This is a genomic window from Acinetobacter sp. HR7 (assembly GCF_000773685.1).
Lineage (GTDB): Bacteria > Pseudomonadota > Gammaproteobacteria > Pseudomonadales > Moraxellaceae > Acinetobacter > Acinetobacter thermotolerans.
Genome location: NZ_JPQO01000014.1, coordinates 1 through 12,759, shown reverse-complemented (window position 1 = coordinate 12,759; position 12,759 = coordinate 1). Strand labels below are relative to the sequence as shown.

The 12,759-nt window shown below is 45.1% G+C and carries 14 protein-coding genes; 5 read left to right on the top strand and 9 right to left on the bottom strand.

Annotated elements, in window-relative coordinates:
- Positions 1 to 178: 178 nt before the first annotated feature.
- Genes GW12_RS01115 through GW12_RS01105 form a run of 3 tightly spaced genes read right to left on the bottom strand, consistent with a single transcriptional unit; the run spans position 179 to position 3,003 of the window.
- Positions 179 to 1,255 (bottom strand): DUF6670 family protein, encoded by a 1,077-nt coding sequence (locus GW12_RS01115; protein WP_034582307.1) that lies wholly within the window; start codon positions 1,253 to 1,255, stop codon positions 179 to 181.
- 24 nt (positions 1,256 to 1,279) lie between these two features.
- Entirely contained in the window at positions 1,280 to 2,098 is an 819-nt protein-coding gene (gene pssA, locus GW12_RS01110) for a CDP-diacylglycerol--serine O-phosphatidyltransferase (RefSeq protein ID WP_034582306.1), read from the bottom strand.
- Between the two features lie 47 nt (positions 2,099 to 2,145).
- Positions 2,146 to 3,003 (bottom strand): 23S rRNA (adenine(2030)-N(6))-methyltransferase RlmJ, encoded by an 858-nt coding sequence (locus GW12_RS01105; protein WP_034582304.1) that lies wholly within the window; start codon positions 3,001 to 3,003, stop codon positions 2,146 to 2,148.
- 113 nt (positions 3,004 to 3,116) lie between these two features.
- Between GW12_RS01105 and GW12_RS01100 the strand changes: the two genes are divergently transcribed.
- A complete protein-coding gene (locus tag GW12_RS01100) occupies positions 3,117 to 3,719 on the top strand; it encodes a 2OG-Fe(II) oxygenase (protein WP_034582301.1) in 603 nt (200 codons plus the stop codon).
- Between the two features lie 62 nt (positions 3,720 to 3,781).
- Positions 3,782 to 4,309, top strand: coding sequence for a hypothetical protein (locus tag GW12_RS01095; protein WP_034582298.1), 528 nt, complete (start codon positions 3,782 to 3,784; stop codon positions 4,307 to 4,309).
- Between the two features lie 35 nt (positions 4,310 to 4,344).
- On the opposite strand, the gene GW12_RS01090 is transcribed toward GW12_RS01095, so the two are convergent.
- From GW12_RS01090 to GW12_RS01065, 6 genes are all read right to left on the bottom strand, one after another.
- A complete protein-coding gene (locus GW12_RS01090; RefSeq protein WP_052127862.1) occupies positions 4,345 to 4,641 on the bottom strand; it encodes a DUF2789 family protein in 297 nt (98 codons plus the stop codon).
- A gap of 121 nt (positions 4,642 to 4,762) precedes the next feature.
- A complete protein-coding gene (locus GW12_RS01085; RefSeq protein ID WP_034582295.1) occupies positions 4,763 to 5,020 on the bottom strand; it encodes a DUF2789 family protein in 258 nt (85 codons plus the stop codon).
- Positions 5,021 to 5,077: 57 nt separating this feature from the next.
- Positions 5,078 to 5,350: a DUF2789 family protein gene (locus GW12_RS01080; protein WP_034582293.1), complete on the bottom strand. Its 273-nt coding sequence runs from the start codon at positions 5,348 to 5,350 to the stop codon at positions 5,078 to 5,080.
- 173 nt (positions 5,351 to 5,523) lie between these two features.
- Entirely contained in the window at positions 5,524 to 6,510 is a 987-nt protein-coding gene (locus tag GW12_RS01075) for a malate dehydrogenase (protein ID WP_034582290.1), read from the bottom strand.
- 170 nt (positions 6,511 to 6,680) lie between these two features.
- Positions 6,681 to 7,274, bottom strand: coding sequence for a ribonuclease I (locus GW12_RS01070; protein WP_052127863.1), 594 nt, complete (start codon positions 7,272 to 7,274; stop codon positions 6,681 to 6,683).
- Positions 7,275 to 7,357: 83 nt separating this feature from the next.
- A complete protein-coding gene (locus GW12_RS01065; RefSeq protein WP_171077638.1) occupies positions 7,358 to 9,310 on the bottom strand; it encodes a lytic transglycosylase domain-containing protein in 1,953 nt (650 codons plus the stop codon).
- Positions 9,311 to 9,621: 311 nt separating this feature from the next.
- Here GW12_RS01065 and miaB point away from each other — a divergent pair, with 311 nt between their 5' ends.
- The 3 genes from miaB to ybeY are packed head-to-tail and all read left to right on the top strand — an operon-like array spanning position 9,622 to position 12,709.
- Positions 9,622 to 11,079, top strand: a complete 1,458-nt coding sequence (gene miaB / locus GW12_RS01060) for a tRNA (N6-isopentenyl adenosine(37)-C2)-methylthiotransferase MiaB (protein WP_034582282.1) — start codon at positions 9,622 to 9,624, stop codon at positions 11,077 to 11,079.
- A 39-nt stretch (positions 11,080 to 11,118) separates the two neighbouring features.
- Entirely contained in the window at positions 11,119 to 12,195 is a 1,077-nt protein-coding gene (locus GW12_RS01055; RefSeq protein ID WP_034582278.1) for a PhoH family protein, read from the top strand.
- A 31-nt stretch (positions 12,196 to 12,226) separates the two neighbouring features.
- Positions 12,227 to 12,709, top strand: a complete 483-nt coding sequence (gene ybeY / locus GW12_RS01050; protein ID WP_034582276.1) for an rRNA maturation RNase YbeY — start codon at positions 12,227 to 12,229, stop codon at positions 12,707 to 12,709.
- Positions 12,710 to 12,759: the final 50 nt, after the last annotated feature.

Genomic DNA, 12,759 nt, shown 5'->3' with positions numbered 1-12,759 from the left:
AACTTCCTTTCTAAAACCTAACTCAACCATTTCATGCTAAGTTACTGTTTTATCAGAAGTTTTAATTAACATCACCGCCGATGGATGTGCATTATAGAGCAATTCCAAACACGTGCAACCCCTATTTTAAACAAAATCACTCGTCTGTTTATTTATTCTACGGAAAAGCAGGTTTTTCTTATTTTTTGACTAAAAAAGGCACAGGATTCGTCGCACCACTTAATATTTTTTCTTCTTTACTCAGTTCCTGGAAACGTAAAGGTCGGCAATCAATGTATTCAATATAGCCCCCTCCCCCATTTTCTTCCTCACCATTAATTTTGATCTGGTAATTAAAACTACCGACATAACCTGCACCGAGACCAAATTTGAAATCACCACGGCTTTGGCCTTGAATCCGAATTTGTGTACCCTCTTTACTTTCACAGCGCCATTCAAATTCACGTGGCAGATACATTTTCTGGCCATTTGGTGTGGTTACACCCGGATATACCCGATGCACTTTAAAAATCACCTTTTCATCCAACATCTGAGTTTGCTGACTTTCCAGATCTTTATAATAAATTCGTGACTGAATGATCTGATTAAAACTATCCCGTACCTGAACCAGAATAATTTGCCGACTCTGACTCAGGTTGATAATCTGATAAGTTAGAAAAGCGAGAGGCAAATAGGGAAATTTAAAACTGCGTGCGTATTCAAAACTACCTAGACCTTCAATCTGATAAAGCTGATCCTTGTATTGAATCTTGCCTTCACACCAGCATGGAATCGACCAGTAATCGGCCAGAGAAAAACGCAACTGGGTAAAGTGGGTGATCAACTCAATCGCCCGGATTTTTAAATCTACACTGAGCTCATCATCCTGCCGGACAAAATGAAATTCCGGAAAATTCCCGGTCAGTAACTCGCGTTCATGAAATTTGAAATCACAATTTTCAAAGTGACATTCTTGCTTAATGGAATAATGATTCAATTGTCCGACCATATGTGGACTAGTACTGCAAATTACGGTTGTGGTATCTAAGGCATCAGTATGAATAGCATCTGGGTTGCACAGCATCGGTACATTCGGCTGGCCGATCATACTGAAAAAATTGAAGTAATAAAGAGGCGCAGAGAGGTTAGGAATAACGAGTCGTTTATGAACAAATTTATATTTTTTATTGGGCCCATGGCAGGCTAAATCTACCTGGGCAGTAGGAGTCTGATTGAGTTGTTTCGAACGATCTAAAAAATCCTGAAGAAACGACATATCAGACTCTCCTTTTTCTGCATGCTAACTCACTTGTTTTTTTGCCAGAAAGGTTGTGACAAAACCGGACAAGGCGTAGATCACAGAAATTACCAGTATTCCCACCGGAATGTTGTAAGTCATGGCTGCAAAGATAAATACAGCGATCGGCAAGACAAAGAATGGAACCCGCTTACGCTCCACTGTCTTAAATGAATAGTATTTGATATTGGAGATCATCAGCAAACCGGTAATCACAATCGCCGCTGCATTTATGATCTGAACTCCGCCATCTTTAATATCGAAGATTTCCGGAAAATCTAATCCGACCCAGACCAGTGAAATGATGATCACTGCTGCTAATGGGCTTGCCACCCCAATAAAATAGCGCTTATCGACCACGCCAATCTGCACATTAAAGCGTGCTAAACGGAAAGCAGCACAGGCGGTATAGACAAAGCAGGCAGCCAGACCGATACGACCAAGATCACTTAAACCCCAGCTATACATCAGGATCGCTGGTGCAACACCGAATGCCAGCATATCAGACAGTGAGTCAAACTGTTCACCAAACGGACTTTGTGCACCTATGGCACGCGCCACACGGCCATCCAAACCATCGAACAGCGCTGCCAGGAAAATGGCGTAGATCGCTTGCTGGAATTCGCCACTCATACTGGCAATGATAGAGTAGAAACCTGACAACAACGCAGCGGTTGTAATCAGGTTTGGCCACAGATAGATGCCGCGACGTTTGACTCGTTGACCTTCCTGAGTATGCTCCTCTTCTTCCACCTCAAAGGTGATGCCATCAAATGGCAGGTCTTTTGAAGATTCGCTTTCCGGTTTTTGTGTATTTGTCATTATCGTCGATCCATACTACCTATGAACTAATATTTTTATCTTATTTATTATTCGCCAACCAACCAGCGAACTGCGGCATGACCGCCAGTTTCCTGCATGCGCAGATGCGGGAACAACCATTGCAGCGCTTCGTCTGCATCTTCAGAGAATTTCCAAGGTGGGTTAATCACCAGCAGACCACAACCATTCAAACCAACCGGCGTATCATCTGGCCATACACAGACTTCGCAGATCAGCTGACGGCGAATACCAGTTTTGAACAAACGTTTTTCAAAACGTTCGATCATGGCACGGTCTTTAATTGGATACCAAACCGCAAATACGCCTGTCGGCCATTTTTTATAAGCTGCGGCAATTAGGTCCACCAGTTGCGGGAAGTCTTTGCGTTCCAGCTCATACGGCGGGTCAATCATCACCAGACCGCGTTTTTCTTTCGGCGGAATGACAGCTAAAAGACCTTCGTAAGCATCACGTTCATGCAGACCGGCACGTTTGTCATGAATGTTATGACGCAACTGCTGGAATACATCACGCTGCATTTCGAAAATGGTGGCCTTATCGATGTCGCGCATGCCTTCAAGCGCAAACCAAGGTGAACCTGGGTATGCCCCTTTACCAAAGTTTTCACGCATTTTTTCAACAATTTTCAGATATTGCTGAACACCCTCAGGCGCATTACGTTTCACTGAATCATCCAGTTTCACCAAACGGTGGATGCCGTTCAGAAACTCACCAGACTTCTGGGCTTCAGGAGTCGACAAGTCATATTTGCCTGCGCCGCCATGGGTATCGATATAACGATATGGCTTATCTTTCTGATTAAGGCGAGACAAAATCTGAAGCAATAAAACGTGCTTCATGACATCGGCAAAGTTGCCTGCATGGAAGTGGTGACGATAATTCATGTTTCAATTATTCCTAAGATCAACAGCTATTTTAACATGAAAAACAGTTTCGTTCAGACACGATTCTTACATAGAATAGCGCGACTTTAATTTAACCTTCTAGGTGCGTCTTTATGGAAGCAGTTCAACTCCCTATTACATGGTCAGTTGATCAGATTCTTGATGATCTGGATCAACACGGTTTCAGTATTATCGACAATGCATATGACCAGGACTATGTTGAACAGCTGATAGAGGAATGTACCAGCAACCTGAACCGTTTCCGTAATGCGGCAATTCAAAATGGAGTAGTCAGTAATATCCGTAGTGATCATATCCTGTGGCTGAACGAAGATCTGGAAGTATCTCAACAGCATGTACAAACTCTGCATGTACTGGCTCAGGAACTGAACCGGGCTTTTTTCTTAGGTATTAAAGATGTCGAGGCACATTTTGCCTGCTATAACGCCGGTGAATTCTATGCCCTGCATCGCGATAATCCGCAAGGCAAAAATGGCCGCATGATTTCTGCGGTTTATTACCTGCATAATGAATGGCAGGACGACTGGGGCGGCGAGCTGCATTTACAGGATAAAAATGACAAATGGCATACCCTGCAGCCAAAACCGAACCGTATTGCCATGTTCCAGAGTGACCTGCTGCATGAAGTGCAAAAAGCCAAGCACCAGCGCCTATCAATTACTGCATGGCTGCGTTCCGATGCCCAGCTGATCTAGAAAACTTTAAATTTCTATTTTTAGCCTCATATAGCAATTATTGAGAAAAGAGGACTGCGTTCATGCCAGCAACCACCAAAGAGATCATCGCCCGTATTGGTGAGACGGATCAGCTATTTTTAAATGGCAACACGCCCGAGTTGGCGCTTGAACGCGCGGATCTTCGCCTGCAACTGGTGACCATCAGTCAGGTACGTCAGGAACAGATGCATTTCCTACAGGAAGCGATTGTGCTGCTGGAACAGGGACGGGTTGAATTTGAAGAAATGCCGCTGCAGCTATATATCAACTTGTCGCTGCACTTGGCCAAGGCTTATATGATCTACTTTGAACTCACCAAAGAAGATCGTTTTGCCCTCATTACCCAGCAAATCCTGAAACCCATGACCAACTATGAAAATGCGGATATTTATTTCTTCCTGGCCTATGCCTCCGCCAGCAAGAAAGAACCTGCTCTGACCCGTCACTGGTTAAATAAATACAGTAAAACTCCAGCGTTTGATCTGGAGTTGGTGCATCAACATCCAGCTTTTGATGATTACCGCAAACTGGACTGGTTTATCAAACTGCTGCGTAGCCGCATGCATTAATCAACAGAGAATTCACCCATAAAAAAGCCTCATCATTATGAGGCTTTTTTATGTTGATGTTTCAGTGGCGGGATTTGTCCCAAACGACGGCGATAGGCATCCATATGCAGTTGCTGATTCAGTTCGTCGACCCAGATGGCCCAGTCATCATCCTGCACCAGATGGCTGATTAACAAAGAGCGCTGTGCCTTATTCCAGAAAGGTGCATCATGCAGGGAAAGTTCGGCAGGCAACTGATGAGTACGGACATAAAGTTCAATTGCAGCCGGGCTACTTGGCAAACCCAGCTGGGAAAACAACATTTCTAAGGATGGTTGATTCATTCCGAGCATCTCGCCCTCCTTATATTTATCAAATATATTGTAATTGGTTATACAACTAACTTATATGAGAACGCAAAAAAAACCTAGTCATATGACCAGGTTTTGTTGTGTCTTTTTGTATAAAAGTGATCTAGGCCGTGGTTTGCTGTTTATCACTTTCTACATGGAGAAGCTGATTGAGCTTGTCAATCACGACAATCCATTCATCATCCTGCTGCCAATGTTCACGCAGAAATGTACTCTGTCCATCGCTCCAGAAATCTGCATCTGGCAAAATTACCTCTGCTGGCAGCTGATGATTACGAGTAAATTCCTCAATTGCTTTTTCATCAGCTGGCAGGCCTAATTGTTCGAATAATAATTCTAAAGTCACTGGTTGTTCTAACACTACTCATCTACTCCATTTTTGATTTATTTCATTCTTACTTATAGAAAAATATTAGCTCTATTTTGCGGTTGGCAGCTCGCATTCACCAGCGCCTTCTGCTTCGATATGTAGTTGTTCGTTAAGTACATCCACAAAAATCGCCCAATCGTCATCCTCCTTCCAATGTCCGATCAGGAAATCATGTTGTGCCTTGGTCCAGAACGGCGCTTTATGCAAGGGAACATCCATACCGATCTGATGGGTTTTGATAAATTCCTCAATAGCTTCCGGGCTTGAGTCCAAACCAAGCTGCTCAAAGAATAGTTCCATGGTAGGTCTCTGCTCTAACATCTCAGTCCCTCCCCTCTAGTGTGATGATTCTGTTTATAAATTAGACGACTTATCTTTAAAGTTCAGTTATCACTGTTTGACAGCGTGTTATTTTTTGTTCTGTATCAAAATTTTCCCATAAAAAAAGCACCCCGAATGGAGTGCTTTTTCAAATTTAATCTTAGAAGATCAAATTATTTCAACATGTCTGCGATTGCAGCACGTTCTTCTTCAAGTTCGTTCAATGTTTTGTTGATACGTTCTTGGCTGAATTCGTCGATTTCAAGACCTTGAACGATCTTGTATTCGCCATTTTCAGTAGTTACAGGGAAACCGAACATCACACCTTCAGGGATACCATAAGAACCGTCAGAAGGAATACCCATAGTTACCCATTTGCCGTTTGTGCCAAGAGCCCAATCGCGCATATGGTCGATTGCAGCGTTTGCAGCAGAAGCAGCAGAAGACAGGCCACGTGCTTCGATGATCGCAGCACCACGTTTACCAACTGTTGGAAGGAATACGTCTTTGTTCCATTCAGCATCGTTGATTTTGTCTTTTAAGCTTTCGCCGTTTACAGTTGCAAAACGGTAGTCAGCATACATTGTTGGAGAGTGGTTACCCCAAACAGTCATGTGTTCGATGTCAGAAACTGCAACGCCAGCTTTTTGAGCAAGTTGAGTCAACGCACGGTTGTGGTCAAGACGTAACATTGCTGTGAAGTTTTTCGCTGGAAGATCTGGAGCAGATTTCATTGCAATGTAAGCGTTAGTGTTTGCAGGGTTACCTACAACAAGAACTTTAACGTCACGGCTAGCAACTTCGTTCAGTGCTTGACCTTGGCCAATGAAGATTTCGCCGTTTACTTTAAGAAGGTCAGCACGTTCCATACCAGGACCACGTGGACGTGAACCAACTAATAAAGCGTAGTCAGCGTCTTTGAAAGCAACTTTAGGATCATCAGTACCGATCATGCCTGCCAATAATGGGAAAGCACAGTCGTCTAATTCCATCATTACGCCTTTCAGCGCTTGTTGAGCTTTCTCAACAGGGATTTCTAATAATTGAAGAATAACTGGTTGGTCTTTACCCAACATTTCACCGCTAGCGATACGGAATAATAGACTGTAACCAATTTGACCAGCAGCGCCAGTAACGGCAACGCGAACAGGTTGCTTCATGTAATTATCTCCAATTGAGGATCGTCATAATGATTAAATAGCTGTTCTATCTAATCTTAATAATCATAAACGGCAAAGATTGTACTCCAATCCTGAGCCGGATGCATTCAAAAGCGCATCAATTCCAACAAAAGTCTGATAGGAAATATAAATTAATTCTGTTGAAAAGCTCAGTAAGTACCTTTAATTGTGAGCGTATGTGGGCAGGTATTGACAATATTTGCGGGACAGTTCTTGTATTGACCATTGCTGTAATAGCAGACTTTGACCGCGGTCAGCAGGCTTTTGCTGTGCAGTCCTGAGCAGTTAAAGCGGATTGCATTGGCCGGCAATTGTGGATTTATTTTTAAGAATTTTGCCCGCAAGGTTTCCATCGACATGGTCAAATTTTCCTGATCGGTCAGCTCATGCGGGACTTTCAAGCGGTCTGCATAATTGATAATGGTGCGGAAATACTGGCTGGCATTCATCGGCAGGCAGCCACCGATATGATGCCAAAGTGCGGTACGGGAGTTTTCATCGGGCATCACCCGTGCGACCACCTTGGCCTGCAACGGCGATAATTTTGCAGAACTATTGGTAATACAGTTGCCTTGCGGATTTTCCGGAAACAGTCCTGTAATGTTCAGAGAATAACCTTCTAGACATTTACGTTTTTTTGCATATTCAGGATAAAGACTACAAATAGCCGGTACCATCTGTACATCCATCACATAACCCGTAGGAGTTGCAGAGACAGGCATGCTACTCATCCCTGCCATCATCAAGGCAGAGATAAATAAACATGGATTCATACGACTCACTCGATTCATGAATAGATCATTATCCCTAAAAGATTATCCTGTCATTATTGGGTGCTACGCAGCGGGATGATGTTCATCCGCTTGCCAATCGATTGCGCTCCTTGCCCTAATAAAACTCCATAATGTGTCGCATTGGTCATAACATGTTTGACGTAGTCACGGGTTTCCGTCAGTGGAATGGTTTCAGTATATTGATCTGCTGCAATCCCCTGAAATTCTGGCTGCCAGCGGCGGGCACGGTTTGGTCCGGCATTATAACCTGCAGTGGCCAGTACCGGGCTATTACTGAGCTGACGCTGAATCGTAGATAAATAGAAAGTGCCGTAACGGATATTGGTATTCATATCGCTAAGTGCTGCCGGGTTGTAGGTTTCACCCATCTGACGCGCAACTAGCTTGGCGGTATCCGGCATAATCTGCATCAAACCACCGGCACCGACATGCGAGCGCGCCACGGTATTGAAACGACTTTCCTGACGCATCAAACCATAAGCCCAAGCTGGATCAATACCTGCATTCTGACTATGTGTCACCACATAACTCTGATACGGCATCGGGAAACGGTAACTATAATTGTGCTTGCTCGCAGTACGATCCGCTGCATAAATCGCGCGATCATGCCAGCCCATATCATGCGCGCGTTTCGCTGCTGCTAATAGCAGGTCATCATCCTTTTTCAGATAAGCCTGACGTACCGCCCAGTTCCATTCCCGATTGATATAGGTCGCGGGCGCATTGATATTCTTTAAGGCAAAGGCACGGCGGAAATGAATGTCCTGATTCAGGCGTTGCATCGCTTGGGCGGATGGCTGGCTCATTTGCGGAGAAAGTGTTAACTGGCCTAAACGGTCGCGGGCCAACAGGTTATGGTAATCATCACCTTGCGCCAACTTGCGGTAAATGGTCTCGGCTGCTTTCTTGGAAGATGCATCCCCGCGCTGTTCACTGGCACGTGCCAGCCAGTACTGCCAGCGGTCTTCTTGCTTCTGGTTCACGCTCATGGCATCGATGGCACGAATCAGGCTTTCCCAGGCACTAAAACGAATCGCCTGGCGGGCATAAATTTCCGCTTCTTCCGGACTGAATGGCAGACCATAACTTAAGTCCAGATAATTCAGTGCTTCACGGTTAAAATTGTTTTTCATCACCGTGGTTCCACCGATATAACCTACGGCGCGGTACAAGGCTTTTTGCACCTGTTCTGGAGTTCCCTCAGCCGCACGGCGCACTGCAGACAATGCTGAATTGAAATCACTGTCTGTTAGACGCCCCATGGCATAGACCAAATAGGCATGATCAGCCGCAGTCGCTTTTGGCGCAGACCATAAATAAGAAGTCGGATCAGCCTGAATGGTATTGAGTTGAGCTAAAGACAAATTCAGCCCGATGCTTTGTGCAGTCGCAATCGCCTGTCCAGACTGGCCGGCACGGAGTTGTCCCCATAAACGTTGTTGACGATCTTCCTTGGTCAGCAATGGACTGGAAAGCATCATCCGCCCCAGACCAGTACAGGATTCTGGCTGCGAGTTAGTGGTCAGCCAGACGTCTTTATATTCGGCATATACTAGTGGATCGCCATTTTTAGCCCGCACCTGCGCCACAGCGCAGCTTTCCGCCTGATCGGGATTGGTCACATAAGACAGCACGGGTTGAGCGGTAGCAAAGTCTGCCTGTTTGACTTTTTCTTCGACATAATCCGCTGCCAGTTTTTCTGCCATAGCCGATTGCGGATAGCGCTGGGCAAAGTTAATGATCTGGCTTGCCGGCTGCATCGCCAGATTCTGGTTCAAAATCCAGTATTCTGGATAATAGCCCAAAGCGTCATTCTGCATGGCGGCACGGTATTGTTGTAATAATTCAATATTTCCAGCATTAGACGCATTCAGCGCATCATTAAATTGCGCTTCGGCAGCCTGAACACCCATTGAACCCAAACAGGTCATTCCTACAGCAAGTAATTTTGAATATTTATGCGTATTTATAATGTGCTTCAACATCGATTTAACTTCTATCATGTAGTTTATGCCGGACGAATGTGTTCAACATGCGAGTTAGTGTATAAATTCTTCGCCAACTCTACTGTTCTGTTGTGTAACCTTATGATTCAGCAATATTAATTTTTGAGTATTTTTTGCTCACAAATCAATATTTTTGGCTCACCAATTAAGGCTATAAGTTTAAGCGACTTTCCTGCTAAAATATGCGCCTTTCAAAAATTCAGCACGTGAATTGAATCCTAATTGACCTAATCCGTACACTGACCGGGTCATCTGTTCACAATTTAAACATATTACCCTTAGGAGCCTTCATGACGGTTCAAACCTTCATTCCGAATAGTGCCCCAGCTGCCTCAGAAAACACTGTTACCCAGCCAGCGCACACCCCAGCCCACGATGGCGCAGTCAAAAAGCTGTACATCGAAACGCAAGGGTGTCAGATGAATGAGTATGACAGTCACCGTATGGCAGACCTTTTGGGCGACTCACATGGCTATGTGCTCACCAACGATCCTGCTGAAGCAGACGTCCTGTTGATGAATACTTGCTCAATTCGTGAAAAAGCACAAGAAAAAGTATTCTCTGAATTGGGCCGCTGGCGCAAGCTGAAAGAAAAAAATCCGGACCTGATTATTGGTGTTGGTGGCTGTGTGGCGTCTCAGGAAGGCGACAACATCCAGAAACGTGCTAATTATGTGGATATGATCTTTGGTCCGCAAACCCTGCACCGTTTGCCACAAATGCTGGATCAGCATTTTGAGCAGGTGGAAAAACCAAAGAAAGAAAAAATCAAACTGGTGGATATTTCTTTCCCTGATATCGAAAAATTCGACTTCCTGCCGGAACCACGTGTTGAAGGTTATAAAGCATTTGTTTCCATCATGGAAGGCTGTTCTAAATACTGTTCATTCTGCGTGGTGCCATATACCCGTGGTGAAGAAGTCTCTCGCCCGCTGGATGACGTGCTGGCAGAAATTGCTGGGCTGGCAGAAAAAGGGGTTCGTGAAGTTTCCTTGCTCGGTCAGAACGTGAATGGTTACCGCGGCGAAACCTTCGACGGTAAAATCTGTACATTTGCCGACCTGTTACGCTTAGTCGCAGAAATTCCGGGGATTGGCCGTATCCGTTACACCACATCGCACCCATTAGAATTCAATGATGACCTGATCCAGTGTTACCGTGACCTGCCACAAATGGTGTCACATCTGCATTTGCCAGTGCAAAGTGGTTCTAACGATGTACTGAAAGCGATGAAACGTAATCACACCATTGATGTGTATATCGAGAAAATCGAGAAGTTACGTAAAGTCCGTCCGGATATGCATCTGTCTTCAGACTTTATTATCGGCTTCCCAGGTGAAACTGATGAGAACTTTGAAGAAACCTATCAGTTTATTCAGGATCTGGATTTCGACCATTCTTACAGCTTTGTGTATTCAAAACGTCCGGGCACGCCTGCGGCAGAATTAGAAGACAACACCCCTGAACAGGTGAAAAAAGAACGTCTCGCAAAAGTTCAGGAATGGATCAAGCAGTCCAGTATCCGTAAAACCGATGCCATGCTCGGTACCATTCAGCGTGTCCTGATTGAGAAAGTTTCTGATAAAGATCCGAATATTTTAGTCGGTACTGCCGACAACACCCGTCTGGTCACCTTTATTGGTGATGCAACATGGGTAGGCCGGTTTGCAGAGATCGAAATCACTGAAATAAAAACACTCAATTTAGTTTACGGTGAGCTCTTGAATCTTGAGCCTGACGTGGCGTAATGTAGGGATATAAAGACCTATCTCTATAAGGAACTCTCTTTGACTGCAGCGATTCGACGTACAGTAGCTTTTCCCGGTATTTCAATTGACCGTTTACAAAGTATGCTTGGTGCCTACAACGGTCATTTGAAGCAAATTGAACAACGTTTAGATGTCAAAGTTTCCCATCGAGGCGACAGCTTTTTTATCGATGGTGAAATGGATGCTGTGGAACGAGCGGAGTTGCTGTTGCAACGCCTGCACGAAGAATCAGAACACAGCAAGCAGATTAGCGCAGATACCCTGCACCTGTTAATTCAGGGTAGCCAGACCGATCGTGAACTGCAGGAAGACATGCAGGATCAGGAACATACTGGTCTGGACAATGTCTGGTTACAGACCCGTAAGGGACGCATTAATCCGCGTGGTGCCAACCAGAAACGCTATGTGCAGCGTATTCTGCAAAGTGATATTTCCTTTGGTATTGGCCCTGCCGGTACCGGTAAGACCTATCTTGCGGTGGCTGCTGCGGTAGATATGCTGGAACGTAACGAAATCCAGCGTATCCTGCTGGTTCGTCCTGCCGTTGAAGCGGGTGAAAAACTGGGCTTCCTGCCTGGTGACCTGACCCAAAAAATCGACCCATATTTGCGTCCACTGTATGATGCCTTGTATGAAATGCTCGGCTTTGAAAAAGTGGCCAAGCTGATCGAACGTCAGATCATTGAAGTGGCACCACTGGCCTACATGCGTGGTCGTACCCTAAACCACTCTTTCGTGATTCTGGACGAAGCGCAAAACACTACGCCGGAACAGATGAAAATGTTCCTGACCCGTCTGGGCTTTGGTTCACGTGCCGTGATTACCGGGGACATTACCCAGGTCGATTTGCCACGTGGCCAGCAGTCTGGTCTGGCACATTCACTACGCGTGCTGGAAAATGTGAAAGAAATTCATATCACCCGTTTCCATTCACGTGACGTAGTGCGTCATCAGCTGGTACAGAAAATTGTCGAAGCCTATGAAGGCTGGGACAGCGAGCAGCAACGTTTAAGTGCGGAAGCACGTGCTGAACGTAAGGCACGCCAAGAAGCTTTAATTGCGGAAAATGATGCTGCGGCCGATGCACAGCATTAAGCCGTATTGAAATTTATTTTAAGGATTCATTTTGAAACTTAGTCTGAGCCTGCAACAGAATTTTCAGGCACCTGAACTGGTGGTGAAGCGCTCTTACATCAAGAAAGTTGTAGAAACTGCCTTACGCCACATCGACACACACAGTGACTGCGAAATTGGCATCGCCTGTGTCGATAACGATGAAAGCCATAAACTCAATCTGGAATATCGTGGCAAAGACAAACCGACCAATGTGTTATCTTTCCCAAGCGACATTCCGGATGAAATGGCTGGGATTCTGGAAGCCTTCCCAATTGGCGATCTGGTGATCTGTATTCCGGTGGTTCAGCGTGAAGCACAGGAACAAGGCAAAGCGCCGTTGACGCACTTCACCCATATGCTGGTGCATGGCACCTTGCACCTAATGGGCTATGACCATGAGACTTCAGATGAAGATGCAGAAGAAATGGAAGCACTGGAAATCGAGATTCTGAACAAGCTCGGTTTTGAAAATCCATATCTGGAACGTGACTAAATTTCAATATTAGAAAAGCGGGCTTAGGTCTAATGCCAGTCAGTTAAGAG

Excerpts from the sequence above, each read along its gene's own strand:
- GW12_RS01090 (WP_052127862.1), bottom strand. The coding sequence starts at position 4,641 with ATGCTCGGAATGAATCAACCATCCTTAGAAATGTTGTTTTCCCAGCTG.
- GW12_RS01075 (WP_034582290.1), bottom strand. The coding sequence starts at position 6,510 with ATGAAGCAACCTGTTCGCGTTGCCGTTACTGGCGCTGCTGGTCAAATT.
- GW12_RS01065 (WP_171077638.1), bottom strand. The coding sequence starts at position 9,310 with ATGTTGAAGCACATTATAAATACGCATAAATATTCAAAATTACTTGCT.
- GW12_RS01080 (WP_034582293.1), bottom strand. The coding sequence starts at position 5,350 with ATGTTAGAGCAGAGACCTACCATGGAACTATTCTTTGAGCAGCTTGGT.
- GW12_RS01070 (WP_052127863.1), bottom strand. The coding sequence starts at position 7,274 with ATGATGGCAGGGATGAGTAGCATGCCTGTCTCTGCAACTCCTACGGGT.
- GW12_RS01115 (WP_034582307.1), bottom strand. The coding sequence starts at position 1,255 with ATGTCGTTTCTTCAGGATTTTTTAGATCGTTCGAAACAACTCAATCAG.
- miaB (WP_034582282.1), top strand. The coding sequence starts at position 9,622 with ATGACGGTTCAAACCTTCATTCCGAATAGTGCCCCAGCTGCCTCAGAA.
- pssA (WP_034582306.1), bottom strand. The coding sequence starts at position 2,098 with ATGACAAATACACAAAAACCGGAAAGCGAATCTTCAAAAGACCTGCCA.
- GW12_RS01105 (WP_034582304.1), bottom strand. The coding sequence starts at position 3,003 with ATGAATTATCGTCACCACTTCCATGCAGGCAACTTTGCCGATGTCATG.
- GW12_RS01100 (WP_034582301.1), top strand. The coding sequence starts at position 3,117 with ATGGAAGCAGTTCAACTCCCTATTACATGGTCAGTTGATCAGATTCTT.
- GW12_RS01095 (WP_034582298.1), top strand. The coding sequence starts at position 3,782 with ATGCCAGCAACCACCAAAGAGATCATCGCCCGTATTGGTGAGACGGAT.